This is a genomic window from Pseudomonas simiae, assembly GCF_000934565.1.
Lineage (GTDB): Bacteria > Pseudomonadota > Gammaproteobacteria > Pseudomonadales > Pseudomonadaceae > Aquipseudomonas > Aquipseudomonas simiae.
On sequence record NZ_CP010896.1, the window covers coordinates 2,418,534 to 2,443,454 of the forward strand.

Sequence of the window (24,921 nt, forward strand, 5' to 3'; positions counted from 1 at the left end):
ACATTCAGATGGCGGCCAGGGCGACTGAGGTGGCCGCCGTGCGGGTCTCCACGCCCAACTTCACATACACATGCTCCAGATGCTTGTTTACCGTCCTCGGGCTCAACCCCAGAATATCCCCGATATCCCGATTGGTTTTCCCGCACGCCACCCAGCGCAGCACCTCTACCTCACGCTCGGTCAACTGAAACCGGGCTGACAGCAGCCTCTGCGCCGGCTCATCTTCAAGCGTCAACACACTCGGCTGCTGCGCCTCCCGCGCCGACAACAAAATACGTGACGTGCGCAAATGTGCCGCCACCCGCGCCAGTACCTCGTCGGTCTGGATCGGCTTGGTCACGTAGTCACTGCCACCCACTTCAAAACCCTGCACCACGTGCCTGGTGTCGGTCAGCCCGGTCATGAACACCACCGGGATGTCCGCACTGGCGGGTTGCGCCTTGAGCCGGCGGCAGGTTTCGAAGCCGTCCAGGCCGGGCATCATTGCGTCCAGCAGGATCAGGTCCGGGCGCCGGCGTTGTACGCGGTTCAACGCGCTGAGGCCATCGAGGGCCACCAGCACCATATAGCCCGCGTCGTCGAGGGCGTCAGAGAGCATCGCCAGGTTATCCGGCGTGTCGTCGACGATCAGCACAACGCCGGGTTCAGTGCTGAGGGTGAGTGCATTCATCTTCGGCCTCCTTGAGGGTGCGGTTGAGTTCATCCAGGCGAAAACCCTTGAGCAGCCCACGTACCTTGGTGATGAAAGGCTCGGTGTCGGGCTGCTGCGCAAGGATCGTGTCGAGTTTTTCGTGCAGGCCGCGCACGTAACCGATGGCGCTGAGTTCGGCGAGTACCGCCAGGTCTTCGGCGCCGGGCAGCACACGGGGTGGCGGTGGCGGTATCGAGCGCTGGGTGCGCCGCAGCCAGTGCAGGTCCAGGTGCTGTTGCAGGCGCCCGAGCAGCTCCGGCGTGCGCACGGGCTTGGCCAGGTAGTCGTTGCAGGCGGCGGCAATGCTGCGTTCGCGGTCATCGGTAAAGGCGTTGGCCGAGATCACGATGATCGGTGCGGTGCACAGCGCATTACGGCGGATCAGGCGGCTGGTTTCGTAGCCATCCAGGGTCGGCATCGACAGGTCCATCAGGATCAGGTCCGGCGCCAGCAGCGCCACCTGGCGGATCGCGTCCTGGCCATTACTGGCCTGGATCACCTCGAAGCCCAGCGGCGTGAGCATGCCGCTGAGCACCTTGCGATGGTCTACATGGTCATCCACCACCAGGATGCGCCGCCGCTCGCCCTGATAACCGATGATGTCGTGCTCCACATGCACCACCGCTTGCGGCGCGCGCACCTGAGACAGGAACAGCCGCACCTGGAAGCAGGTGCCCTTGTCCAGCTCGCTGGTTACTCGCAGTTCGCCGCCCATCAACGCAGTCAGCATGCGCGTGATAGTCAGCCCCAGGCCCACGCCGTTGTCCTGGCGCATCAGGTCGCCGCGCTCGAACGGTTGGAATATCCGCTCCAACTGCCCAGGATCGATGCCGATGCCGGTGTCGATAATCTCGAAGTTGGCGGTCTCGCGCATATAACTGACCCGCAGGCGCACTTCGCCGCTGTCGGTGAAGTTCACGGCGTTGCCCAGCAGGTTGATCAGGATCTGGCGCACGCGTTTTTCATCGCCGCGCACCACCGCCGGGATCTTGCCCACGCAGTCCAGGCGAAAACGCAGACCCTTGTCGTGAGCTTGCGGGGTGAACATCTGCTCCAGGTCGTGGAGCAGCTCGGGGAAGGGGATTTCGGTGAGTTCCAGGCGCAACTTGCCGGCCTCGATCTTGGCCACGTCGAGCAAACCGTCGATCAATGACACCAAGTGCGAACCACTGCGCAGGATGGTCGCCAGTGCATCCTGATGCTGCTCGGGCATGGCGCTGTCGCGCTGCAGAATCTGGGTGAAGCCAAGGATGCTGTTGAGCGGCGTGCGCAGTTCGTGGGACAGCCCGGTGACGTAGCGGCTCTTGGCGGCATTCGCGGCTTCCGAGGCTTCCTTGGCTTGCTGCAGGGCCTGGTCGGTGAGGCTGTGGGCGTCGATTTCCTGCATCAGCAGCAGGGTTTGGCGGTCGGATTCCTCCTGGGCTACGCCACGGCTTTCGCGGGTCAGCACCACCCACCAGGCGAGCACGGCGGCCAGGACCGAGAGGGTCAGGAACGCCTTGAAGAACGCCTGGTACAGGGTTTCCGAATGGGGCAAGCCCTGGGCTGCCTGTACGTAGATCAACGCCAATGCGCCGGCCAGCATCAGCACCAGGGCGAGCAACAATCCCAGGTAATGGGCCAGGCGTGTGTGCAGGCGCGGCATCATCGTGTTGGGCAGCAGCCAGCGCAGTACGCCTTCGAACTGGGTGACCAGGCGGGCGTGGGGCTTGCAACGATCACCGCAGCGCGCATCCAGCGAGCAACACAGTGAGCAGATCGGCGTGCTGTAGGCCGGGCAGAACGCCATGTCCGCGGTCTCGAACGGGTTGCTGCACAGCCCGCACACCGCGTGGGTCGCGGGGGCAACCGGGTGAATCAACTGCACGTCGCTGGTGCGGGCGATGTAGTACTTGCCCTGGGTCAGCCAGGCCAGCAGCGGCGCCATCACCAGCGCCGTGCTCAGGGCCACGAAGGGCGGTGCCGCCTGGGCCAGGGCGCCGAACAGGCCGAAGTGGGCGAGGATCGACAGCAACGACGCAATCAGCATCGAGCCGACGCCCACCGGGTTGATATCGTAGAGGTGCGCGCGCTTGAACTCGATGTGCCGGGGCGACAGGCCCAATGGCTTATTGATCAACAGGTCCGCCACCAGCGTGCCGATCCACGCGATCGCGATATTGGCGTAGAGCCCCAGCACCTGGTCGATGACGTCGAACACGCCCAACTCCATCAGCATCAGCGCGATGGCCACATTGAACACCAGCCACACCACGCGACCGGGGTGGCTGTGGGTCACGCGGGCGAAAAAGTTCGACCAGGCCAGGGAGCCCGCGTAGGCATTGGTCAGGTTGATCTTCATTTGCGAAATGATCACGAACAGCACCATGGCGCCGAGCGCCCATTCCGGCGAACTGAACACGTAGCGGAACGCAACCAGGTACATCTGGGTCGGCTCGGCAGCGCGTTCCATGGGGATTTCATGTTGCAGCGCGAGAAACGCCAGGAACGCCCCGGCGAACATCTTCAAAGCGCCGGGGATGATCCAGCCGGGGCCGGCGCAGAGCAGGGCGGCCCACCAGCGCTTGCGGTTGGCAGCAGTTTTTTCCGGCAGGAACCGCAGATAATCCACCTGTTCACCGATCTGCGTCACCAGCGACAACGCCACCGTGCAGGCGGCGCAGAACGCCAACAGGTTGAAGCCGCCGCCGTCACCGCTGCGTCCGACAAAGCTGGTCCAGTCGCTGAAGGCGTCGGGGTTCTTCCACCCCACAAAGCCATACGGCAGCACCAGCAACAACAGCCAGATCGGTTGCGTCCACAGTTGCAGGCGGCTGATCAGCGTCACGCCGTACGCCACAAGTGGGATCACCAGCAGCGAGCAGATCACATAGGCCAGGGCCAGCGGGATATGGAAATACAGCTCCAGTGCCAGCGCCATGATCGCCGCTTCCAGGGCGAAGAACAGGAAAGTGAAGCTGGCGTAGATCAGCGAGGTGATGGTGGAACCGATATAGCCGAAGCCGGCGCCACGGGTGAGCAGGTCCATGTCCACGCCGTAGCGCGCGGCGTAATAGCTGATGGGCAGGCCGGTGAGGAAGATCACCACGCTGATGGCGAGGATCGCCCAGAAGGTGTTGGTAAAACCGTAGTTCAAGGCCAGCACGCCGCCGATGGCCTCCAGCGCCAGGAACGACACCGCGCCGAGTGCGGTGTTGGCAATGCGCAGCTCCGACCACTTGCGGAAGGACTTGGGGGTGTAGCGCAGGGCGTAGTCTTCCATGGTCTCGTCGGCGACCCAGGTGTTGTAGTCGCGGCGGATCTTGACGATGCGCTGGGTGCCGGAAGGAGGGTGCACGGCGGGAGACTCCGGAAAGAGGGCGGGTGTTAATGAGCAAGTTCCATGCCCCGATTCAAAATGTGGGAGCTGGCTTGCCTGCGATGGCGGTGGGTCAGGCATGGGGAAGTCGGTTGATACACCGCCATCGCAGGCAAGCCAGCTCCCACATTGATCGGTGCTGTCAGGGCGGGCGGGATCCTGCTCGAAAATGGTGCGCAGTGGCATACGTCAAATGACGTACGCCGTTACGTCAGGCTGCGTATACCCGCCCCAGTCCTCTGCCGCCATGCTGGACTCCTCATTGCAGAGGAGTCGCCCCATGGCACCACGATTGATCCGCTCCACACCGCTGTTGGCCCTGTCATTGCTGGCGGCCGCTCTGTTCAGCCAGGGCGTGCTGGCCGATAACGAAGGCCTCGCCGTGACCCCGACCGAAGTCACCGTCGGCCAGTTGCACTCCGCCACCGGCACCATGGCGATTTCCGAAACCGGTTCGATCCAGGCCGAACGCTTGGCCATCGAACAGATCAATGCCTCTGGCGGGATCCTCGGACGGCAGATCAAGGTGATCCAGGAAGACGGCGCCTCCGATTGGCCGACCTTCGCCGAAAAAGCCAAGAAGCTGCTGGTCAACGACAAGGTCGCCGCCGTGTTCGGCTGCTGGACCTCGGCCTCGCGCAAAGCCGTACTACCGATCTTCGAAAAGGAAAACGGCCTGCTCTACTACCCGACCTTCTATGAAGGCCTGGAACAGTCGAAAAACGTGATCTACACCGGGCAGGAAGCCACCCAGCAAATTCTCGCCAGCCTCGACTGGATCGCCAAGACCAAGGGCGCCAAGACCTTCTACCTGGTCGGCTCCGACTACATCTGGCCGCGCACGTCGATGAAGATTGCGCGCAAGCACATCGAAAACGTCCTGCACGGCACCGTGGTCGGCGAAGACTACTACCCGCTGGGCAACACCCAGTTCGGTTCGCTGATCAACAAGGTCAAGCTGAAAAAGCCTGATGTGGTGTTTGCGGCGGTGGTGGGTGGGTCCAACGTGGCGTTCTACAAACAACTCAACGCGGCGGGCGTTAATTCGGCCAAGCAGACCCTGCTGACCCTGTCGGTCACCGAGGACGAACTGCTCGGCATCGGCGGTGAAAACATGGCCGGTTTCTATGCCTCCATGAAGTACTTCCAGAGTCTGGATAACCCCAACAACAAAGCCTTCGTCGAGGCCTTCAAGGCCAAATACGGCAAGGACGCAGTGATCGGCGACGTGACCCAGGCGGCCTATCTGGGGCCGTGGCTGTGGAAAGCGGCGGTGGAGAAGGCCGGCAGTTTCGACGTGGATAAAGTTGTGGCCGCGTCGCCTGGCATCGAGCTGAAAACCGCGCCGGAAGGCTACGTGAAGATTCACGAGAACCATCACCTATGGAGCAAGTCGCGCATCGGTGAAGTGCAGCCCAACGGTCAGTTCAAGGTGATCTACGAGTCGGATCTGATCGAGCCGAATCCGTTTCCCAAAGGCTACCAATAACCCCGGTCTTGACGCTGACCTAAGTGTGGGAGCGGGCTTGCTCGCGAATGCGGAGTGTCATTCGCCGGTGTATTGACTGATCCACCTCATTCGCGAGAAAGCCCGCTCCCACCTAAAGCGGAAGCAGATTGCAATTCAACCTGGCGCTCAGGAGACCATCATCATGGAATGGCTATCGGAATTTGGAGCCATCGCGGCGATGCAGGGGTTCAACGGCTTGTCCGTGTTCTGCGTGCTGTTGCTGATGGCATTGGGGCTGGCGATCATCTTTGGCCAGATGGGTGTGATCAACATGGCCCACGGTGAGTTCCTGACCATCGGCGCGTACACCACCTACGTGTGTTCCAGCCTCACGGCGCACTTTGCGCCGGGCTTTCAACCCTATTACTTCTTCTTCGCCATTGCCCTGTCATTCCTGGTGGCCGGTGCGATTGGCTGGCTGGTGGAGTGGGCGATGATCAGCCGCTTGTACAAGCGCCCGCTGGACACTTTGCTCGCCACCTGGGGGCTGTCGCTGGTGATGCAGCAGACCTTCCGCTCGGTGTTCGGCGCCCGTGAGGTCAGCGCTGAACCACCGGCCTGGTTGATGGGCTCGGTGAATTTCACCGATGCCATCGAGATCCCGCGCAATGGCCTGTTCATGATGGCCCTGACCCTGCTGCTCACCGCCGCGATCTTCCTGATGCTCTACCGCTCGCGTTGGGGCCTGCAAGTGCGCGCCACGGTGCAGAACCGCCTGATGAGCCGCGCGGTGGGCATCAATACGCGCAAGGTCGACCGCATGACCTTCGCCTTGGGCTGCGGCGTCGCCGGGGTGGCCGGCGCGGCGTTCACCACCATCGGCTCCACCGGGCCGACGGCGGGCTCGCAGTACATCGTCGACACCTTCCTGGTGGTGGTCTTCGGCGGCGCGCAGAGCCTGTTCGGCACCATCGCTTCGGCTTTCGTGATTGCCCAGACCCAATCGCTGTCGGAGTTTTTCCTCAGTGGCTCGATGGCCAAGGTACTCACCTTGTCCTCGGTGATTCTGATCCTGATGCTGCGCCCGCAAGGGTTGTTCTCCATCAAAGTGCGCAAGTAGAGGCGAGCGGATGAAGGCTTTAGACAAGCTGCTGGGCGGCCAGCAAAACCTGATCGGCATCGTGTTGCTGGCGCTGTTGATCCTGGTGGTATTCCCCCTGACCCTGGATGCGTTCCGCCTGAACATGGTCGGCAAATACCTGACCTATGCGTTTGTCGCGGTGGGCCTGGTGTTGTGCTGGGGCTATGGCGGCATCCTCAGCCTGGGGCAGGGCGTGTTCTTTGGCGTCGGCGGCTACTGCATGGCAATGTTCCTCAAACTGGAAGCCTCGGACCCCGAAAGCACCAAGATCCAGTCCACACCGGGCATTCCGGACTTCATGGATTGGAACCAGATCACCGAGCTGCCGTGGCTGTGGCAGCCGTTCCACAGTTTCAGCTTCACCTTGGCGGCGGTGATTGCGGTGCCGGTGCTGCTGGCGTTCATCATCGGTATGGCGCTGTTCAAGCGGCGCGTGGGCGATGTGTATTTCTCCATCGTCACCCAGGCGATTGCGCTGATCCTCACGGTGCTGATCGTCGGCCAACAAGGCCTGACCGGTGGCGTCAACGGCATCACCGACCTCAAGACCCTGCTTGGCTGGGACCTGCGCACCGACAGCGCGAAGATGATCCTGTACTTCATCAACGCCGGGTTGCTGTTCGGCTGCATCTTCATTGGCCGCTTCATCCTTGCTTCCAAGCTCGGCCGGTTGCTGATGGCGATGCGCGACAAGGAAGAACGCGTGCGTTTCTCCGGGTATGACGTGGCCAGCTTCAAGATCTTCGTGTTCTGCGTGGCCGCCGCGTTCTCGGCGATTGGCGGGGCGATGTTTGCCTTGCAGGTGGGCTTTATGTCGCCGTCGTTCGTGGGCATCGTGCCGTCGATCGAGATGGTGATCTTTGCGGCGGTGGGCGGGCGCATGTCACTGCTCGGTGCAGTGTATGGCGCGTTGCTGGTGAACTACGGCAAGACTTACTTTTCCGAGTCCTTCCCCGAGTTGTGGTTGTACCTGATGGGCGGGCTGTTTATCGCGGTGGTGATGTACTTCCCCAACGGCCTCGCCGGTTTGTGGGACAGCCATGGGCGTCAGGCACTGGCGAAAATGTTGCGGCGTAAACCTGTAGCGGCGACCCCGGTGAACGCACCGTTAACACCCAAGGCCACAAGCAAAATCCTGGAGACCCAGCCATGACCGCCGTCGGCTTTGAAATGAAAAAACCGGTGCTGGCCATTGAAGGCCTCACCGTGTCGTTCGACGGCTTCAAGGCGGTCGACAACCTTAACCTGTACATCGACCGCAATGAAGTGCGCGTGGTGATCGGCCCAAACGGCGCCGGCAAGACCACCGTGCTTGACCTGATCTGCGGCAAAACCCGCGCCACCAGCGGCAGCATCCAGTTCGATGGCCAGGAGCTGACCAACATGCGCGAGTACAACATTGTGCGTGCCGGCGTGGGCCGCAAGTTCCAGAACCCGTCGATCTACGAAAACCTCACGGTGTTCGAGAACCTGGAGATGTCTTACCCGGCCGGTCGCAAGGTATGGGGCGCGCTGTTCTTCAAGCGCAACGCCCAGGTGATCGCCCGGGTGGAGGAGGTGGCGCGGGAGATCTTTCTCGGCGACCTGCTGCAACAACAGGCCGACCTGCTGTCCCACGGCCAGAAGCAGTGGCTGGAGATCGGCATGCTACTGATGCAGGACCCCGAGTTGCTGATGCTCGATGAACCGGTGGCTGGCATGAGCGTCAATGAGCGCGCGCAAACCGCCGAGCTGCTCAACCGCATCAGCCAGGGCCGTTCGGTGCTGGTGATCGAGCACGACATGGAGTTCGTCAAAAGCATCGCCCACAAGGTCACGGTGCTGCACCAGGGCAAAGTGTTGGCCGAGGGCAGCATGGCATCGGTGCAAAGCAACCCGAAAGTTATCGAAGTGTATTTGGGCCACTGAGGAGCCGCGCATGTTCAAGATCGACCAGTTGTCCTGCGGCTACGGGCAGAGCCAGATTCTCCATGACTTGAACCTGAATGTCGCCAAGCGCGAGATTGTCGCGGTGATGGGCCGCAACGGCATGGGTAAGACCACGTTGTTCAAGAGCCTGATGGGCATCCTGCCGCAGTGGCAGGGCCAAGTCAGCGTGGATGGGCAGGATGTCTCGGCGCTGGAAACCCATGAACGGGTCGCGCGGGGGATCGCCTATGTGCCCCAGGGCCGCATGATTTTCCCGAGTATGACCGTGCTGGAAAATATTCAGACCGGCTTGCCGGCATCGGCACGCGGCAAAGTGCCGGAAGACTTGTATGCGCTGTTTCCGGTGCTCCACGACATGCAGTCGCGAAAGGGCGGTAACCTGTCTGGCGGGCAGCAACAACAACTGGCGATAGCCCGGGCGCTGGCGACCAACCCCAAAGTGTTGTTGTTGGATGAGCCGACAGAGGGTATCCAGCCGTCGATCATCAAGGACATTGCCCGCACGCTGAAGGAAATCCGTAACCTGCGCGATTTGACCATTGTGGTGTCGGAGCAGGTGCTGTCGTTTACCCTGGACATCGCGGACCGTTTTCTGGTGATCGAGAAGGGGCGGTTTGTGATTGAAGAGACCCGCGACCGAGTGGATGAGGCGATGATCAGCCGGTACTTATCGGTGTGAATGCAGGTTGGGTTGCCGCTTCGTAAGTGCTGGTTTTAACCTATGTTTTACTGGAACCGTTGCTCTTTGTGTGGCCACAGATGGATGTCGACAAACTGTCCAGCCGAACGTTGGTCGGCTGTGATGCATCTACTCCCTGAGGTGTTGCCATGGTAAATACTCAATACGGTCAAAATTACCCACTCAGTTTCAATAGGCCTGATCTTGACGGGCAACCCACCTCGCGGGAGGACAAATACAAGAACACTTCAAATTTGAATCTGGTAAAGACGTTTGGGAATAACTTTGATTACTTCGTCAATACCAAGACCGGCTTCGTGGACCAGGCCAGACTCCGTGAAGTGGCGGCTCGTCCGCTGACCGGTCATTCCGTCGACGACAATATGACGCTATTGGCAGGCGAAATCCTTAATCGCCCGGACGTGAACCGCAAGTTGGATAAGTTGAATGAGCGCGGTATACACGACGGTCTAGTTGACCGTGAAAACGTTGAACAGCTCGTTGATTACTACACGAGCGATGACGCGTCTGCCGGCCAGCAGTCCAGGGCCGGAGAGCCGAGCACTGCACCGTCATTTTCGCAGGCTTACCCTGCGCAATATGAGCGCCCCATTAATAACGTCGGAGCGTTCAACCAGCCCGCAATGAATCATTCACCGGGGGACTATCGCGCGCCTTCGAATACCACGGTTGCACGGGATTTTGCCGATAACTTCAGCTACTTCCAGGGCCCGTCCGGCTTTGTCACACGTGCAGTCCTTGAGGACGCTGCCAATCGTCCGTTGACCGGTAACCCGGTAGAAGACCGGATGACACTGCTGGCCAACGAGATTCTCAGCCGTCCTGAAATGAGTCATTTGCTCGATGCAATCAACCACAGTGGTCTTGAAGACGGGCTGATCAGCCAGGGGGACGCGAACAGGGTGGTTGATTACTACCAATCCCAAGAGACACCGTCCATGCAGAGTTGGGCCGGAAGGTACACCGGTTCCATGCAGCGCCAACGTGTTGAAAACACCTATGACGAGTACTATCGCCCGCAGGCATTCGGCAGCATGTCCGCATCGTCGCAAGGCGAAGGCATGAGCCCGCAGAGTGGTGAGGTTTTTCGTGAGTTAAGAGGTGCCACAAACGCTGATTTGGCGAAAGAGCTGGGTAATAACTTTGACTACTTCGCTCCCAACGCCAATGACAAAATCAGCCAGCAATCATTACGTGAAGTAGCAAGCCAGACGATGGACGGCAATCCCGTGAACGATAGGATGACCCTGCTGGCCCGGGAGATCCTTAGCCGGCCGGAGTTCAACCGTCAGTTGGACTCCGTTACCGACAGCGATCTACCGGACAGGCTGATTGGACGCGATACAGTCCAAACATTGGAGTTATGACTTTTCATGCTCAGGTAGAGCGCCTTGCGGGGGTGTCGGACTGAACGTCCTGTCGGGCAACGTTCAGTCGTCAGCTGGGTGTGATCATCCTTTCCGGCCGCACCTGTCGCTCATAATCTTCGGCGGTTATCAGCCCTAGTTGCACCGCCGCGTCCTTGGGTGACAGGCCCTCGTCCGCGGCCTTACGGGTGATCTGCGCCACGCGGTCATAGCCCAGCACCGGGTTCAGTGCGGTCGCCATCAATAATGAGTGCTCCACATTGTGCGCCAGTTGCCGGCGGTTCACTTCCAGGCCGCCCAGCAGCTTGTGGGTGAACAGGCTGGCGCAGTCGCTGAGTACCTCGATCGAGTGCAGCAGGTTGTGGATCAATACCGGCTTGGCCACGTTCAATTCGAAGGTGCTGGAAGCCCCCGCCAGGGTGATGGTGGTGTGGTTGCCGATCACCTGCATCGCCGCCTGCACCAGCACTTCGGCGATGGTCGGGTTGCGTTTGCCGGGCATGATCGAAGAGGTCAGGCCGTCGTCGGGCACGATCAATTCACCCAGGCCGCAGCGCGGCCCCGAGCCAAGCAGGCGGATGTCATTGGCGATCTTGGTCAGTGACACGGCGAGCACATTCAATGCCCCAGAGGCTTCTACCAAGGCATCGTGGGTGCCCATGCCTTCGAACTTGCACGGGTTGGTTTCGAAACGTTCGCCAGTGAGTCGGCTGATTTCCTCGCAGAACGCCAGGTCAAAACCCGCCGGTGTATTCAGTCCAGTGCCCACAGCTGTCCCCCCTTGGGGCAGCAGGCGCAGGCGCGGCATGCACGCTTCGATGCGCGCGATGCCGTGCTGGATTTGCTGGGCAAACGCGCCAAATGCCTGGCCTTGGCTCATGGGCACCGCATCCATCAGGTGGGTACGGCCGATTTTAAGCACCTCCTGCCAGGCGTCGGCTTTGTTACCGAGCGCATCACGCAGATGGCCCAGCACAGGCAGCAGTCGACCGCGCAGTTCCAGCACAGTGGTCAGGTGCATCACTGTGGGGAAGCTGTCGTTGGACGACTGTGAGCGGTTCACATGGTCGTTGGGGTGCACCGGCGACTTGCTGCCCAGTTCGCCGCCGAGGGTGAGGTTGGCGCAGTTGGCGATCACCTCATTGGCGTTCATGTTGGTCTGGGTGCCGGAGCCGGTTTGCCAGATCGACAGCGGGAAGTGCTGGTCAAGGTCGCCTTTGGCGAGTGCTTCGGCGGCCTGTTCGATCGCTTGCGCCAGGGCCGGCGCCAATACGCCGAGGCGTGCATTGGCACGCGCACACGCACGTTTTTGTTGGCCAAAGGCGCGGATCAGGCTGGCGGGGAACGGCTGCTTACCGCCGAAGACCTCCAGCGCCCGTTGGGTTTGCGCGCCCCAGTAGCGGTCGGCCGGTATGGACACGGGGCCGAACGCGTCATGTTCGATTCGCAGAGTCGTCATCACGAGGCTCCGTTAAAGCGCAGCGCCGGCAGCACGCCCGAGCACGCGTTGGTATTCATCCTGGGCAGTCTGTTGGGAGAACTCCCCGGACCATTTCGACACCACCACCGTCGCGACGCTATTGCCGATGGTGTTGCAGGTGGCAATGGCCATCGACATGAAGCGGTACACGCCGAACAGCAGCGCCAGGCCTTCTGCCGGCAGCACGCCGATGGCCGTGACCGTCGCGGCGAACACCACGAAGCTGCCACCCGACACCGCCGCCGCGCCTTTGGAGGTCACCAGCATGATCGCGATGATGCCCAGCTGTTGTTCCCAGCTCAGCGGCACTCCGTAGGCATTGGCGATAAACAGCACGCACAGCGACATGTAGATCGAGGTGCCGTCGAGGTTGAACGCATAGCCGGTGGGCAGCACCAGGCCAACGCTCTGTTTGGAGCAGCCGAATTTCTCGAGTTTTTGCAGCAGGCGCGGCAGGGCGCTTTCCGACGAGGCGGTGCCGAGCACGATGAAGATTTCATCCTTGATATAGGTGAGGAAGCGCCACAGGCTGAAGCCGCTCAACCGGCATACGGCGCCGAGCACCACACAGATAAAGAATGCGATGCCGACGTAGAACATCAACACCAGGTTGGCCAGGGACATCAGCACCGCCGTGCCATTGCTGCCCACCGCGTAAGCCACCGAACCGAAGGCACCCAGGGGCGCGAACTTCATGAGCAGGTTGATAAACTCGAAGAAGCACTCGGAGATGCGGTTCAGGCCGTCTTCGATCACTTCGCGGCGTTCGGGCTTCAACGCCAGCAGGGCGAAGCCGAACAACACCGAGATCACCAGTACTTGCAGCAACTGGCCGCCGGCGAAGGCACCGACGAAATTGTCCGGAAAGATGCCGTAGATAAAGTCCAGGGTCGACGCCGGCGCATGCCCCTTGGCCACGGCGGCACTCGCGGCGGTCGCGGCGGCGCTGCTCGGGTGGGCGTCGTGCATGCCGGAGCCGATCTGCAACAGGTTGCCCCACAACAGGCCGATGGCCAGGGCGATGGTGGAGACTACTTCGAAGTAAATCAACGCGCGCAAGCCGACCTTGCCGACGCGCTTGATATCGCCGGCCGAGGCGATGCCGTGGACCACGGTGAAAAACACCAGCGGCGCGACGGCGGTCTTGATCAGCTTGAGGAAGATATCGCCAAGGATCTTGAAACTGGCGGCCAGCTCGGGGGCGAGAAAGCCAAAGGCGATGCCGAGGAACATGGCGGCGATGACCTGGAAGGTCAGGTCCTTGTAGAGCGGTTTTTTTGCGGTGGTGGATGACATGTCTGTGCTCTCATTGTTGTTATGGTTCGGGTGTTACACAGGCTTGTGAAACGAAAGAGAACCTCTGTGGGAGCGGGCTTGCTCGCGAAAGCGCTCTGTCAGTTGATGCATTGGTTGACTGAGGCATTGCATTCGCGAGCAAGCCCGCTCCCACAGTTGGATCTTCATCCGCGTTGGCGTCAGCGTTTCACGGCACCCTGGCGCGCCAGCGCGATATCCACCATCTGCGGCGCCAGCCCCAGGTAGTTGGCGGGATCGGTCAGGCGTTGCAGCTCGGCCAGGTCCAGTTGCGCCGTGGCTTCACCCTGGGCGAGCAGGGCGTCGAGCAAGCTGGTGCCCTGGTCGTTGGCCATGCGGCACGCGGCATACACCACGTCATGGGCCACTTGGCGGCCAAGGGCCGGGGCGAGGCCCATCATCACGGCTTCGGCGACGATCAGGCCCTGGGTCATGTCGAGGTTCTTGCGCATGCGCTCGGGGCGCACCTCCAGGCCGGCGAGCATAAAGGTCGCCTGGCCGAGGGACGCGGCGCTGAGCGCAAAGGCTTCGGGAATGGCGATCCACTCCGCCTGCCACGGGCCGGTGGAGCGTTCGAAGTCCTGGATCATCGCGTCGAGCATCAGCCCGGCGTGTTGGCGCACGCCCTTGGCGGCGGCGTACATCAGCTCGCAGGAAATCGGATTGCGCTTTTGCGGCATGGTGCTGCTGGCGCCACGGCCCTTGACGAACGGCTCGTACACTTCGCCCAGCTCGCTGGTCATCATCATCATGATGTCGAGTGCGATCTTGCCCAGGGAACCGGTGACCAGCCCGAGGAAGTTCAGGGTCTCGGCCAGGCCATCGCGGGCCACGTGCCAGGTGGCCTGCGGTACGCCCAGGCCGAGTTCGCTCATCAACGCTTCCTGGACTTCCAGGCCTTTGTCGCCGAGGGAGGCGAGGGTACCTGCAGCCCCGGCGAACTGGCCGATTTCGACGCGTGGGCGCAGTTCCACCAAGCGCTCGGCGTGGCGATCGAACATGCTCAGCCACACCGCGCACTTGTAGCCGAAGGTGATCGGCAGCGCGTGCTGCAAGTGTGTGCGGCCGGCCATGGGCGTGTCGCGATAACGCTCGGCCAGGCCGGCGAGCAGCCCGCGCACGGTCTGGATATCGCGCTCGACGATGGCCAGTGCGGCGCGTACTTGCAGGACCACGGCGGTGTCCATGATGTCCTGCGTGGTGGCGCCCCAATGCACGTAGCGGCCCGCTTCACCACAGATCTTCGACAGTTGCTCAACCAGCGGGAGGATCGGGTAACCGACGATTTCTGTCTCGTGCTGCATCAGCGCCAGGTCTAGGGCTTCGTACTGCGACAGCGTGGCGATCTGCTCGGCCGCGTCGGTCGGGATAACGCCGCAACGCGCTTCGGCACGGGCCAGGGCCACTTCCACTTCGATATAGCGTTCGATCAGGGCTTTATCGGAGAACACGCCGCGCATTTCGGCGGTGCCGAACATGTCGCGGAACAGGGCGGAATCAAAAACGGTACTCGACATGGGAAAATCCTAATTGTTATTTTTAAACCATACATATTTTATATGTCCGTACATTATGATTGCGCTTGTGCTGATACACTGTCAACTCGATAACGAGGGTAAAAATGGAAAGCGTGAGCCAGAGGCGTTATGCGGCGGTTGCCAAGGATTTGATCGACCAGATTGGCAGCGGCCATTACCCGGTGGGTTCGTTGTTGCCGACTGAGTTCGAACTCTGCTCGCTGTATGCGGTGAGCCGCCACACCGTGCGCGCGGCCATTGACCAGTTGCAGGGGCAGGGCATGGTCTCGCGGCGCAAGCGCGTGGGCACGCGCGTCGAAGCGTCGTCGCCCCAGGGGGGGTACTCCCAGGCGATGGCGTCGGTGGCCGACCTCGTGCAAGTGGCCGAAACCCATATCCGCGATATCCAGGCGGTGCGCGAGTTCGTTGTCGACATCGCCCTGGCCCGGCGCCTGGGGTTGGAGCCGGGCGGGCATTACTTCTGTGTGTCGAGCATCAAGGTCGATGCCGGCGCTGGCAATGCGCCGTTGTGCTGGACCGATGTATATGCCGAACAGACCTTTGCCGAGGTGATTCCTGAAGCACGCAAGCACCCGGATGAACTGATCGCGGCACTGATCGGCAAGGCCTTCTCGCGGCACATCGATGTGGTGGACCAGCAAGTGCGCCCGGTACAGTTATCGTCTGAATTGGCCGCCAGCCTCAAGGCGCAGAGCGGTGCGCTGGGGCTGACCATCATTCGCCAGTACCGCGATGAGGCCGGCGTGCTGATCGCCGTATCGGAATCGGTCTACCCTGCCGACCGTTTCACCCTGACCATGCAGATGAAACGCGACAAACGCTAGGCCACGTTGAAAAACGCCACCTTGGTGCTCAAGCGATCCGCCAGCTCCGCCAGTTCGTGATTGGAATTTTCCACCTGCTCGGAGCCTGCCGCCGATTGCACGGTGGAGCTGTGGATGCGCGTGACGTTCTGTGCAACCTCTTCAGCCGCCGCGCTTTGCTGCACGGAAACACTGGCGATCTGCGCGTTCATCGCATTGATCGCGCCGACTTCCTGGCTGATCTTGCCGAGCGCCAACTGAGAGTCGCGGGTCTGCGTCACGGTGGTCTGGGCCAGGCTGCGGCTGCGTTGCATGATGTCGGCGGCGTCCTGGGTGCCGCTTTGCAGCTTGCCGATCATGTCGCGGATTTCCTGGGTGGACTCCTGGGTGCGCGTCGCCAGGGAGCGCACTTCATCGGCCACCACCGCAAATCCTCGGCCATGTTCACCGGCACGTGCGGCCTCAATCGCCGCGTTCAGCGCCAACAGGTTGGTCTGGGCGGCGATGGCGTTGATCACTTCGATCACGGTTTCGATGTTTTCACTGTCGCTGGACACCTGGTTGACCCGAAGGGTGGCCTGGTCGAGGATCGTCGCCAATTCTTCGATGGACACGGTCACTTCGCCCACCAGGCGGTGGCCGCTGTCCACTTCGGCGTCGGCCAGGATAGTCGCCTTGGATGCGGCGGAAGCGTAGCCTGAGACCTCGCTGACCGAGGCGGCCATTTGCGTGATTGCGGCCGCCACGTGCTGGGCTTCGCTGGTCTGCAGGTTGATCTGCTGGCGGTTATCGCTGGCCACTGACAGCAGGGTGACCGAGGAATGGCGCAGGGCCTGGGCTGCCGAGCGCACTTCGCTGATGGTGTCGCTCAGGCGTGCCAGGGCGTTTTTCAGGATGCCCATCACGCTGTCGGGGTAGCGGGTCTCGATGCGCTGGTTCAGCTCGCCATCGGCCAGGCGGCGGATCGCCTCGGCGACTTCCTCCGGCTCTGCGCCAAGGGTGGCCTTGACCTTGCGGATAATCAGCAGTGACACCAGCACGCTCAAGATGATCGCGACGGCGCTGGCCAGCACCATCAGCATGGCAAAGGTGCCGGCAGCCGATTGCACGGTATCCAGGCGTTGCTTGATGTGCGCTTCTTCGAAGTCGATCAGCGCATTCACGCGTTTGAGCCACTCGGTGTAGTGGACCGAAGCCTGGGCCAGCAGCAAGTCCTGGGCGCCGGCAGTGTCATTGCTGCGACGCAGGTTGATCACCCGTTCGGTGGACGCCAGGGCCTGGGTCTCGATGGCCTTGATATCACCCAGCAGACGGGTTTCCTCGGCGCTGGCGGTGGTGTTGGCGAATAGGCGGTCCAGCATCACGGCAGAGTCCTGGTAATCGCGCTTGAGCTGGTCGATCTCGGCCAGATGGCGGTTGAGCGCCGCTTCATCCTTGACCAGTACCGCATCGCGAATGGCGATGGCGCGGTTGTGCACGCTGCCACGGAAGTTGATCGCGTAGCGCTGGACGACGGCGGCTTTTTCACCGACATCCTTGAGCGTACTGTCGATAAAACCCACGCGTTGAATACCGACGGCAGTGATCAGCACCAGCAACGACAAGGTGGACGCGAAGCCCAGCCCGATACGCATTGCCAACGACATAGGGTTTTTCATAAAAGGCTCGATATTCAAGGGGGCAGGAGTGATGGCTAAAAGCTATCTTCGCGGTGGAATCTAACGACCTGCCTGCCTGGCGTCCAATCAGTAAATACTTAAGCTGTCATCGAGCGAATTGATGGAATAAAACCGCGACACCGTCGTTAATACGTCATCCAACGTATTTCCCGTTTTTCCTGGCCGCCTGAGACTGGATCCCACGCACCCCGTCATCCGTCCAGGAGCCAGTCCATGACCGAAACGCTGATCAAAGTCGACCTCAACCAGCCTGTCACCGAGAACGAGCAGATCCATAACCGCTGGCACCCGGACATCCCCATGGCCTGTTGGGTCAAGCCGGGCGATGACTTCATCCTGGAAACCTACGATTGGACCGCCGGCGCGATCAAGAACAATGACGACGCCAGCGATGTGCGCGATGTCGACCTGTCGACCGTGCACTATCTGTCGGGCCCGGTGGGTGTACACGGCGCCGAACCGGGGGATTTGTTGGTGGTGGACTTGCTGGATATCGGTGCCAAGGCCGATTCCCAGTGGGGCTTCAATGGTTTTTTCTCGCGGCAGAACGGCGGTGGTTTCCTTACTGATCACTTCCCCAGCGCGCAGAAAGCCATCTGGGACTTCAAAGGCATGTTCACCCGTTCGCGGCATATCCCCGGGGTGAACTTTGCCGGGCTGATCCACCCAGGCTTGATCGGTTGCCTGCCCGACCCGGTGATGCTCGCCGACTGGAACCGTCGCGAGCAGGAGCTGATTGACACAAACCCGACGCGCGTTCCGCCACTGGCCAACGCACCGCTGGCCGCCACTGCTCACATGGGCAAACTCACCGGGCAGGCCCGTGACGATGCGGCAGCGACCGGCGCACGCACAGTGCCGCCGCGCGAGCATGGCGGTAACTGCGATATCAAGGATTTATCCCGGGGCTCGAAGATCTTCTTCCCGGTCTACGTCAACGGCGCCGGGCTGTCGGTGGGCGATCTGCACTTCAGCCAGGGCGACGGCGAAATCACCTTTTGCGGCGCGATCGAGATGGCTGGTTGGGTGCACATGAAGGTCGAGCTGATCAAGGGCGGCATGGCCAAGTACGGGATCAAGAACCCGGTGTTCAAGCCGAGCCCGATCACGCCGAACTACAAGAATTACTTGATCTTCGAAGGCATTTCGGTGGACGAACAGGGCCAGCAGCACTACCTGGACGTCAATGTCGCCTACCGCCAGGCGTGCCTGAATGCGATCAACTACCTGACCAAGTTCGGCTACTCGCCGGCCCAGGGTTACGCGCTGCTCGGCTCGGCACCGGTGCAAGGGCATATCAGCGGCGTGGTGGACATCCCGAATGCCTGCGCCACATTGTGGCTGCCGACGGAAATCTTCGAGTTCGACATCAACCCCAACGCCAGTGGCCCAACTCAATTTCTCGACGGCAGCATCGACCTGCCCATCGCTCCGGACCTCTAGCCATGCCGACCTACGAATACGCCTGCGACACCTGCGGCACCTTCACGATGTTGCGCCCGATTGCACAGCGCAACGAACCCAGCCAATGCCCGTATTGCGCAGGGCCGGGCGGGCAGTTGCGGGTGTCGGCTCCGGCGCTGCAAACCCTGTCGGCCAACCAGCGCAGGGCCATCGCCGGCAACGAGCGCAGCGCCAACGCGCCGCAAACGGTCGGCGAATACCAGGACAGCCGCAAACACCCGGCCGGTTGTAGTTGCTGCGGCACCCGCAAGAAGGTCGAGCCCAGCAAGGCCAACCCCTTGGGGCTCAAGACCCGCACCGGCCCACGGCCGTGGATGATCAGTCACTAGAACAGGAGCGTTGTAATGCGCCATGGCGACATTTCCAGCAGCCCGGACACCGTCGGTGTAGCGGTGGTGAACTACAAGATGCCGCGCCTGCACAGCAAGGCCGAGGTCATCGACAACGCAAGCAAGATTGCCGAGATCATTGTCGGCATGAAACAGGGCCTGCCCGGCATGGATTTGGTGGTGTTCCCGGAATACAGCACCATGGGGATCATGTACGACCATGACGAGATGATGGCGACCGCCGCGAGCATTCCCGGCGAGGAGACCGCGATCTTCTCGGCAGCCTGCCGCCAGGCGAATACCTGGGGCGTGTTCTCCCTGACCGGCGAGCGCCACGAAGAACATCCGCACAAGGCGCCCTATAACACCTTGGTATTGATCAATAACCTGGGCGAGATCGTGCAGCGCTATCGCAAGTGCATTCCCTGGTGCCCGATCGAGGGTTGGTATCCGGGGGATCGAACCTACGTGTGCGACGGGCCCAAGGGCATGAAGATCAGCCTGATCATCTGCGACGACGGCAACTACCCGGAGATCTGGCGAGACTGCGCCATGAAGGGCGCCGAGCTGATCGTGCGGTGCCAGGGCTATATGTACCCGGCCAAGGAGCAGCAGGTGCAGATGTCCAAGAGCATGGCCTGGGCCAATAACTGCTATGTGGCGGTGGCGAATGCGGCGGGGTTCGACGGGGTGTACTCGTACTTCGGGCACTCGGCGATCATCGGCTTTGATGGGCGCACCCTGGGCGAGTGCGGCGAGGAGGAGATGGGTATTCAGTATGCGCAGTTGTCGGTGTCGCAGATCCGCGATGCGCGGGCCAATGACCAGTCGCAGAACCATCTGTTCAAGCTGCTGCATCGGGGCTACACCGGCATGCATGCCTCGGGCGATGGCGACAAGGGCGTGGCGGATTGCCCGTTCGAGTTCTATCGCACCTGGGTCTTGGATGCGCAGAAAGCCCAGGAAAACGTGGAGAAAATCACCCGCAGCACGGTAGGCGTCGCGGAGTGCCCGGTGGCGAATTTGCCCCATGGTGGTCAAGAAAAGACGGCGGGGTAGGGCATGCGCTTTACCTTTGAACCGGCCCAGGTGATGGCCCTGCTGCGCAGCCGGATCATCGGCCAGGAGGCGGCGCTGGCCCAGGTGGAAGGCTTGCTCAAGGTGGTCAAGGCCGATATCAGTGAGCGTGACCGCCCCCTGAGCGTCAACCTGTTCATGGGGCCGACCGGTGTCGGCAAGACCGAAATCGTGCGCCTGCTGGCCCAGGCGCTGCACGGTCGCGCCGACGGTTTCTGCCGCATCGACATGCACACCCTGGCCCAGGAACATTACGCGGCCGCGCTGACCGGCGCGCCGCCGGGGTATGTGGGCAGCAAGGAGGGCATCAGCCTGTTCAACAGCGAGTTGATCCAGGGCACCTACAGCCGGCCGGGGATCGTGCTGTTCGATGAACTGGAAAAGGCCAGCCAGGAGGTGGTACGCAGCCTGTTGGGCATACTGGAAAACGGTCAGCTGACCTTGGCCGGCGGCACGCGCACGTTAGACTTTCGCAACAGCCTGATCTTCATGACCAGCAACATCGGCGCGCAACAGGCGCGTCGGCATCGCCTGCGTTTTACCCAGGGCTGGCGACGTCTGCTGCGCGTGTGTGCACGGGGTGAGGCACAGGTGTTGGAAGAGGCGCTGCATGGGCATTTCGAACCGGAGTTTCTCAATCGGATCGACCGTATCCTGATGTTCGAGCCCATCGACGCGCAGTGGCTGGAGGCGCTGCTGGCGGTGGAACTCGACAAACTCAACCAGCGCCTGGCGGTGCAGCAGCGCTCGTTGGTGCTGGATGCGCAGGCGCGGGCTTGGCTGTGCCGCCAGCACGACATGCGATTTGGCGCGAGGGCGCTGGCCAGGCGCTTGCGGGTCGAACTGGAGCCCGCGATTGCCGAATGCTTATTGCAAGGTAATGCCCGACACCTGAGTGCGACAGTGCGCAACGCCTGTTTGGTGGTCGAACCCGAAAGCACAGGAAGATAGGATCCACTTACGGTATAACCCTCGGACGCTTTAGTTCTTCGAGGCCCCGTTTTTTCATGCAAAGCCCTTTGCAACGCCCGCTGTGGCAGATCTACCTGATCTTTCTGGCACCGATGGTCCTGTCCAACTTCCTGCAAAGTTTTTCCGGCACCCTCAACGGTATCTATGTCGGGCAAATGCTCGGTACCCAGGCGCTGGCGGCGGTGTCGGGGATGTTTCCCATCGTGTTTTTCTTCATTGCCCTGGTGATTGGCCTGGGGGCGGGCGCCTCGGTGTTGATCGGCCAGGCCTGGGGTGCCCAGGAAACGGCAATGGTCAAGGCAATCACCGGCGCGACCCTGACCCTGGGCGCGCTGGTGGGTGTGGTTGCCGCAGTGTTGGGCAGCCTATTTGCGCGCCCGGCGCTGCAGGCGCTGGGCACACCGGTTGATGTGCTCGACGATGCGGTCGGTTATGCGCAGAAGATGATGCTGATCATGCCGTTGCTGCTGGTGTTCATCCTCTACACCCAGCTGCTGCGCGGTGTCAGCGACACGATCTCGCCGTTGCTGGCGCTGATGGTCTCGACCCTGGTCGGCCTGCTGCTGACGCCGGCGCTGATTCGCGGCTGGGTCGGCCTGCCACCCATGGGTATCCAGAGCGCGGTGTATGCCGGGCTGGTGGGCAACGCGTTAGCCATGCTGTTTTTGATCTTGCGCCTTCGGCATAAAAACCATGTGATGGCACCGGACCGCGAACTGCTCGCCGCCTTGCGCCTGGACCGTGTGATTCTTGGCAAAGTCCTGCGTATCGGCTTGCCCACCGGCCTGCAGATGGTGGTGCTGTCGCTGTCGGAATTGGTCATCCTTGCCTTGGTCAACGGCCATGGCTCCCAAGCCACGGCGGCCTATGGCGCGGTGACGCAGATCGTCAACTACGTGCAGTTCCCCGCGCTGTCGATTGCCATCACCGCGTCGATCCTCGGCGCCCAGGCGATTGGTGCCGGGCGTTTGGAGCGCATCGGCCCGATCCTGCGCACCGGCCTGTTGATCAACACCTGCCTTACCGGTGGCCTGATTGTGCTGGGTTACGTCTTGTCGCACTGGTTGCTCGGCCTGTTCATCACCGACGACGCGGCGCGGGTCAATGCCGAACACCTGCTGCACATCATGCTGTGGAGCATCCTGGTGTTTGGTTTCCAGGCTGTGATCGGCGGGATCATGCGCGCCAGCGGTGTGGTGCTGATGCCGGTGGTGATCTCGATTTTCTGTGTGCTCTGCGTTGAACTGCCGATGGCTTACCTGTTGAACGCCCACTTCGGCCTGGAAGGGGTGTGGATGGCGTTTCCGGTGACCTACCTGGCCATGCTGGCATTGCAGACTGCGTATTACCGCCTGGTGTGGCGACACAAGCAGATCAAGCGGTTGGTGTAAGGCTGAGGCCACGCAACAACAGCTCCAGGCCCTGCAAACCTTGCTCCAGCCGCTCGCCCGGATGCTCATCCCGGGCGATCCACAGGGCGGTGTTGACCAGGCTGCCGTTGATCAATTGCGCCAGCGCGGCGCTCGGGGCGGGGCGGATGACACCGGTTTGCATCAGGGCTTCCAGCCGTTGGCGCAACGACTCGACACACTGTTGCTGGGAGCCGGTATCGCCCAATACGGCGGGCGCATCCTGCAACACAATGCGCTGGATCTCGTCGTCCTGAGCCATGCGCAAATAGGCGCGGCAACGTTCGCAAAAGCCGGCCCACGGATCCGTTGCTTCATCTGTAATGCGCTGCAAGTGTGTGTCCATCTCACTGTCGAGTTGGGCAACCACGGCGGCCAACAGTCCTTTTTTGTCACCAAAGTGATGGTACAACGCGCCGCGTGTCAGGCCGGCGCGGGCGGTAAAATCGTCCATTGATGTGTTCGCGTAGCCTTGGGTGGCAAAGGCCTTTCGGGCGCTGGCGATCAGCCGGGCACGGGTGTCTTCGATCATTTCGGCACGGGCTCGGCTCATGGTAGGTCTCACAACGGGCAAGTGAACGATTGACATACGTCGCGTATGTTACGCATGATTTGCCACATACGCACCGTATGTATTTTGCCTCGGTCATTGCAGATAGCAAGTCGCAGGCATTCAGGAAGAGGTCCAGCAGGATGGCAAACCCTTACGCCGAGTTATTCCAGGTCCCCGGCGCCCGGGCCTTTGTACTGGCAGGCATGCTGGCGCGCATGCCCGTGTCGATGACAGGGATTGGCTTGATCACCATGCTTTCCCAGGTGCACGGCGGTTACGGCCTGGCGGGTTCGGTGGCAGCGGTATTTGCCCTGGCCACGGCGTTTTGCGCACCCCAGGTATCACGGCTGGTGGATCGCTACAGCCAGGGCCGGGTGCTGCCGGTGGCCGCGCTGATCGGTGGTGGGGCTTTGTTGATGGTGCTGCTGTGCACCCGCTTGCAGGCACCGAACTGGACGTTGTTCCTGTTTGCCGCCTTGGCCGGTTGCATGCCGAACATGTCGGCCATGGTGCGTGCGCGCTGGACCGAGTTGTACCGTGGCCAGCCCAAGTTGCAGACCGCGTTCGCCCTGGAGTCGGTGCTGGATGAGGTGTGCTTCATCATCGGGCCACCCATTTCGGTGGGTTTGAGCGTGGTGCTGTTCCCCGAGGCGGGGCCCTTGGTGGCGGCGCTGTTACTGGCGGTCGGCGTCACCACCTTTGTATTGCAACGTGAGACCGAGCCTCCCGTCCATGAACATCAGGACCATCACGGCGGCTGGCTGATTGCATCGCCCTCGGTGCTGATCCTGATGATCCTGCTGCTGGCCATGGGCGTGATCGTCGGCGTGGTGGACGTGGTCAGCGTCGCCTTTGCCCAGCATCAGGGCCAGCCGGCGGCGGCGAGCATTGTGCTGTCGGTGTACGCCATCGGTTCGTGCCTGGCGGGGCTGGCGTTCGGTACCCTCAAGCTCAAGGCACCGTTGCCCAGGCAGTTCCTGTTCTGCGGCGTGGCCACCGCGTTGACCACCTTGCCGTTGCTGCTGGTGAGCAACATCCCGGGGCTGGCGGTGGCGATCTTTATTTCCGGGCTGTTCTTCGCCCCCACGTTGATCGTGTCCATGGCCCTGGTGGAGCAGATCGTGCCCGCCAGCCGCCTGACCGAAGGCATGACCTGGCTGATCACCGGCCTCAGCATCGGCGTGGCCATCGGCGCCGCCAGTTCCGGTTGGATGATCGACCACTTTGGCGCCACCAGCGGGTTCTGGGTCGCGTTGGTGGCCGGGGCGGTGGTGCTGGGGGCCGCGGTGCTGGGGTATCGGCGGTTGGGATAATCGGCTTATCGCTGGGCAAGCGTCTGCACTGTGGTGGTGCGGAAAATCGCTCAAGGCTTGGCGAGTCAGGTCATTGAGGGTCAGTTTCTTGCGGGTCGCCGCCAGGGCCGCCGCCAAGTGCAGGTCATGGCCGACCCGGACATTGAAGGAGCCGTGCAAGGCTTCTCCGGTGTGTGGCCCAGGGACTGGCACGTAGTGAGGTAGTAGCCCAGTCGACGCAGCAGCGTGACGAGTTCGGGCCAGGTAAATGCCATGTGCTCATCGAGCAGTTTGGCGAGCAGCTTGTTTTGGGCAAGGCGTTTCCTGCGTGTAACTAAATTCAGTTGCAAAAAGTGGTGTTCGTCAATGCTAGCC

The 24,921-nt window shown here is 61.6% G+C and carries 20 protein-coding genes and 2 pseudogenes; 13 read left to right on the forward strand and 9 right to left on the reverse strand.

The window, feature by feature from the left end; translation table 11 throughout:
- Positions 1–4: 4 nt before the first annotated feature.
- Together PF1751_RS11035 and PF1751_RS11040 are read right to left on the reverse strand one after the other, a co-directional pair.
- A complete protein-coding gene (locus tag PF1751_RS11035; protein ID WP_044287016.1) occupies positions 5–670 on the reverse strand; it encodes a response regulator in 666 nt (221 codons plus the stop codon).
- Positions 645–4,028: an ATP-binding protein gene (locus PF1751_RS11040; protein ID WP_044287017.1), complete on the reverse strand. Its 3,384-nt coding sequence runs from the start codon at positions 4,026–4,028 to the stop codon at positions 645–647. The genes PF1751_RS11035 and PF1751_RS11040 overlap by 26 nt, the downstream gene beginning before the upstream one ends.
- 301 nt (positions 4,029–4,329) lie before the next feature.
- On the opposite strand from PF1751_RS11040, the gene urtA reads away from it, so the two are divergent.
- The 6 genes from urtA to PF1751_RS28035 all read left to right on the forward strand — a co-directional run bounded on the left by urtA (position 4,330) and on the right by PF1751_RS28035 (position 10,636).
- A complete protein-coding gene (urtA, locus tag PF1751_RS11045; RefSeq protein ID WP_010211081.1) occupies positions 4,330–5,538 on the forward strand; it encodes an urea ABC transporter substrate-binding protein in 1,209 nt (402 codons plus the stop codon).
- A gap of 163 nt (positions 5,539–5,701) precedes the next feature.
- Entirely contained in the window at positions 5,702–6,619 is a 918-nt protein-coding gene (gene urtB / locus PF1751_RS11050) for an urea ABC transporter permease subunit UrtB (RefSeq protein WP_010211080.1), read from the forward strand.
- Between the two features lie 10 nt (positions 6,620–6,629).
- A complete protein-coding gene (gene urtC, locus PF1751_RS11055) occupies positions 6,630–7,793 on the forward strand; it encodes an urea ABC transporter permease subunit UrtC (protein WP_010211079.1) in 1,164 nt (387 codons plus the stop codon).
- On the forward strand, positions 7,790–8,548 hold the full coding sequence (gene urtD, locus PF1751_RS11060) for an urea ABC transporter ATP-binding protein UrtD (RefSeq protein WP_010211078.1): 759 nt from the start codon (positions 7,790–7,792) through the stop codon (positions 8,546–8,548). Before urtC ends, urtD begins: the two co-directional genes overlap by 4 nt.
- A gap of 10 nt (positions 8,549–8,558) precedes the next feature.
- The gene (gene urtE / locus PF1751_RS11065) at positions 8,559–9,248 is read left to right on the forward strand and encodes an urea ABC transporter ATP-binding subunit UrtE (protein WP_010211077.1); all 690 of its coding nucleotides are present in this window, start codon (positions 8,559–8,561) and stop codon (positions 9,246–9,248) included.
- Positions 9,249–9,397: 149 nt separating this feature from the next.
- On the forward strand, positions 9,398–10,636 hold the full coding sequence (locus PF1751_RS28035) for a hypothetical protein (RefSeq protein ID WP_052806507.1): 1,239 nt from the start codon (positions 9,398–9,400) through the stop codon (positions 10,634–10,636).
- Positions 10,637–10,706: 70 nt separating this feature from the next.
- On the opposite strand, the gene PF1751_RS11075 is transcribed toward PF1751_RS28035, so the two are convergent.
- The 3 genes from PF1751_RS11075 to PF1751_RS11085 all read right to left on the reverse strand — a co-directional run bounded on the left by PF1751_RS11075 (position 10,707) and on the right by PF1751_RS11085 (position 14,947).
- On the reverse strand, positions 10,707–12,095 hold the full coding sequence (locus tag PF1751_RS11075) for a class II fumarate hydratase (protein ID WP_044287018.1): 1,389 nt from the start codon (positions 12,093–12,095) through the stop codon (positions 10,707–10,709).
- A 12-nt stretch (positions 12,096–12,107) separates the two neighbouring features.
- Positions 12,108–13,412: a cation:dicarboxylate symporter family transporter gene (locus PF1751_RS11080; RefSeq protein ID WP_044287019.1), complete on the reverse strand. Its 1,305-nt coding sequence runs from the start codon at positions 13,410–13,412 to the stop codon at positions 12,108–12,110.
- 179 nt (positions 13,413–13,591) lie between these two features.
- Positions 13,592–14,947 (reverse strand): class-II fumarase/aspartase family protein, encoded by a 1,356-nt coding sequence (locus PF1751_RS11085; protein WP_010211073.1) that lies wholly within the window; start codon positions 14,945–14,947, stop codon positions 13,592–13,594.
- 113 nt (positions 14,948–15,060) lie between these two features.
- On the opposite strand from PF1751_RS11085, the gene PF1751_RS11090 reads away from it, so the two are divergent.
- Positions 15,061–15,792 (forward strand): GntR family transcriptional regulator, encoded by a 732-nt coding sequence (locus PF1751_RS11090; RefSeq protein ID WP_029529164.1) that lies wholly within the window; start codon positions 15,061–15,063, stop codon positions 15,790–15,792.
- On the opposite strand, the gene PF1751_RS29850 is transcribed toward PF1751_RS11090, so the two are convergent.
- Together PF1751_RS29850 and PF1751_RS29855 are read right to left on the reverse strand one after the other, a co-directional pair.
- Complete coding sequence (locus PF1751_RS29850; RefSeq protein ID WP_420820066.1) at positions 15,789–16,853, reverse strand: methyl-accepting chemotaxis protein; 1,065 nt, start codon at positions 16,851–16,853, stop codon at positions 15,789–15,791. The two genes, PF1751_RS11090 and PF1751_RS29850, sit on opposite strands and share 4 nt — an antisense overlap.
- A 63-nt stretch (positions 16,854–16,916) precedes the next feature.
- Positions 16,917–17,429, reverse strand: a pseudogene (locus PF1751_RS29855) (MCP four helix bundle domain-containing protein); the annotation flags it as partial.
- 234 nt (positions 17,430–17,663) lie between these two features.
- On the opposite strand from PF1751_RS29855, the gene fmdA reads away from it, so the two are divergent.
- Genes fmdA through PF1751_RS11120 form a run of 5 tightly spaced genes read left to right on the forward strand, consistent with a single transcriptional unit; the run spans position 17,664 to position 22,683 of the window.
- Complete coding sequence (fmdA, locus tag PF1751_RS11100) at positions 17,664–18,893, forward strand: formamidase (RefSeq protein WP_010211069.1); 1,230 nt, start codon at positions 17,664–17,666, stop codon at positions 18,891–18,893.
- A 2-nt stretch (positions 18,894–18,895) separates the two neighbouring features.
- A complete protein-coding gene (locus PF1751_RS11105; protein ID WP_010211068.1) occupies positions 18,896–19,243 on the forward strand; it encodes an FmdB family zinc ribbon protein in 348 nt (115 codons plus the stop codon).
- A gap of 15 nt (positions 19,244–19,258) precedes the next feature.
- Complete coding sequence (locus tag PF1751_RS11110; RefSeq protein WP_010211067.1) at positions 19,259–20,302, forward strand: aliphatic amidase; 1,044 nt, start codon at positions 19,259–19,261, stop codon at positions 20,300–20,302.
- 3 nt (positions 20,303–20,305) lie between these two features.
- Positions 20,306–21,271: an AAA family ATPase gene (locus PF1751_RS11115; protein ID WP_042571145.1), complete on the forward strand. Its 966-nt coding sequence runs from the start codon at positions 20,306–20,308 to the stop codon at positions 21,269–21,271.
- Positions 21,272–21,327: 56 nt separating this feature from the next.
- A complete protein-coding gene (locus PF1751_RS11120) occupies positions 21,328–22,683 on the forward strand; it encodes an MATE family efflux transporter (RefSeq protein WP_010211065.1) in 1,356 nt (451 codons plus the stop codon).
- Here the strand turns inward: PF1751_RS11120 and PF1751_RS11125 are convergent.
- On the reverse strand, positions 22,667–23,254 hold the full coding sequence (locus PF1751_RS11125) for a TetR/AcrR family transcriptional regulator (RefSeq protein ID WP_044287021.1): 588 nt from the start codon (positions 23,252–23,254) through the stop codon (positions 22,667–22,669). The two genes, PF1751_RS11120 and PF1751_RS11125, sit on opposite strands and share 17 nt — an antisense overlap.
- A gap of 140 nt (positions 23,255–23,394) precedes the next feature.
- Here PF1751_RS11125 and PF1751_RS11130 point away from each other — a divergent pair, with 140 nt between their 5' ends.
- Positions 23,395–24,567, forward strand: coding sequence for an MFS transporter (locus PF1751_RS11130; RefSeq protein WP_010211063.1), 1,173 nt, complete (start codon positions 23,395–23,397; stop codon positions 24,565–24,567).
- Positions 24,568–24,576: 9 nt separating this feature from the next.
- On the opposite strand, the pseudogene PF1751_RS28300 reads toward PF1751_RS11130, so the two are convergent.
- Positions 24,577–24,770: pseudogene (locus tag PF1751_RS28300) on the reverse strand (toxin-antitoxin system HicB family antitoxin); the annotation flags it as partial.
- Positions 24,771–24,921: the final 151 nt, after the last annotated feature.

What these genes read in the sequence shown, in the direction of transcription:
- PF1751_RS11035 (WP_044287016.1), bottom strand. Translation starts at nt 670, where the DNA reads ATGAATGCACTCACCCTCAGCACTGAACCCGGCGTTGTGCTGATCGTC.
- urtA (WP_010211081.1), top strand. Translation starts at nt 4,330, where the DNA reads ATGGCACCACGATTGATCCGCTCCACACCGCTGTTGGCCCTGTCATTG.
- urtB (WP_010211080.1), top strand. Translation starts at nt 5,702, where the DNA reads ATGGAATGGCTATCGGAATTTGGAGCCATCGCGGCGATGCAGGGGTTC.
- urtC (WP_010211079.1), top strand. Translation starts at nt 6,630, where the DNA reads ATGAAGGCTTTAGACAAGCTGCTGGGCGGCCAGCAAAACCTGATCGGC.
- urtD (WP_010211078.1), top strand. Translation starts at nt 7,790, where the DNA reads ATGACCGCCGTCGGCTTTGAAATGAAAAAACCGGTGCTGGCCATTGAA.
- urtE (WP_010211077.1), top strand. Translation starts at nt 8,559, where the DNA reads ATGTTCAAGATCGACCAGTTGTCCTGCGGCTACGGGCAGAGCCAGATT.
- PF1751_RS28035 (WP_052806507.1), top strand. Translation starts at nt 9,398, where the DNA reads ATGGTAAATACTCAATACGGTCAAAATTACCCACTCAGTTTCAATAGG.
- PF1751_RS11075 (WP_044287018.1), bottom strand. Translation starts at nt 12,095, where the DNA reads ATGACGACTCTGCGAATCGAACATGACGCGTTCGGCCCCGTGTCCATA.
- PF1751_RS11080 (WP_044287019.1), bottom strand. Translation starts at nt 13,412, where the DNA reads ATGTCATCCACCACCGCAAAAAAACCGCTCTACAAGGACCTGACCTTC.
- PF1751_RS11085 (WP_010211073.1), bottom strand. Translation starts at nt 14,947, where the DNA reads ATGTCGAGTACCGTTTTTGATTCCGCCCTGTTCCGCGACATGTTCGGC.
- PF1751_RS29850 (WP_420820066.1), bottom strand. Translation starts at nt 16,853, where the DNA reads ATGCTGATGGTGCTGGCCAGCGCCGTCGCGATCATCTTGAGCGTGCTG.
- fmdA (WP_010211069.1), top strand. Translation starts at nt 17,664, where the DNA reads ATGACCGAAACGCTGATCAAAGTCGACCTCAACCAGCCTGTCACCGAG.
- PF1751_RS11105 (WP_010211068.1), top strand. Translation starts at nt 18,896, where the DNA reads ATGCCGACCTACGAATACGCCTGCGACACCTGCGGCACCTTCACGATG.
- PF1751_RS11110 (WP_010211067.1), top strand. Translation starts at nt 19,259, where the DNA reads ATGCGCCATGGCGACATTTCCAGCAGCCCGGACACCGTCGGTGTAGCG.
- PF1751_RS11115 (WP_042571145.1), top strand. Translation starts at nt 20,306, where the DNA reads ATGCGCTTTACCTTTGAACCGGCCCAGGTGATGGCCCTGCTGCGCAGC.
- PF1751_RS11120 (WP_010211065.1), top strand. Translation starts at nt 21,328, where the DNA reads ATGCAAAGCCCTTTGCAACGCCCGCTGTGGCAGATCTACCTGATCTTT.
- PF1751_RS11125 (WP_044287021.1), bottom strand. Translation starts at nt 23,254, where the DNA reads ATGAGCCGAGCCCGTGCCGAAATGATCGAAGACACCCGTGCCCGGCTG.
- PF1751_RS11130 (WP_010211063.1), top strand. Translation starts at nt 23,395, where the DNA reads ATGGCAAACCCTTACGCCGAGTTATTCCAGGTCCCCGGCGCCCGGGCC.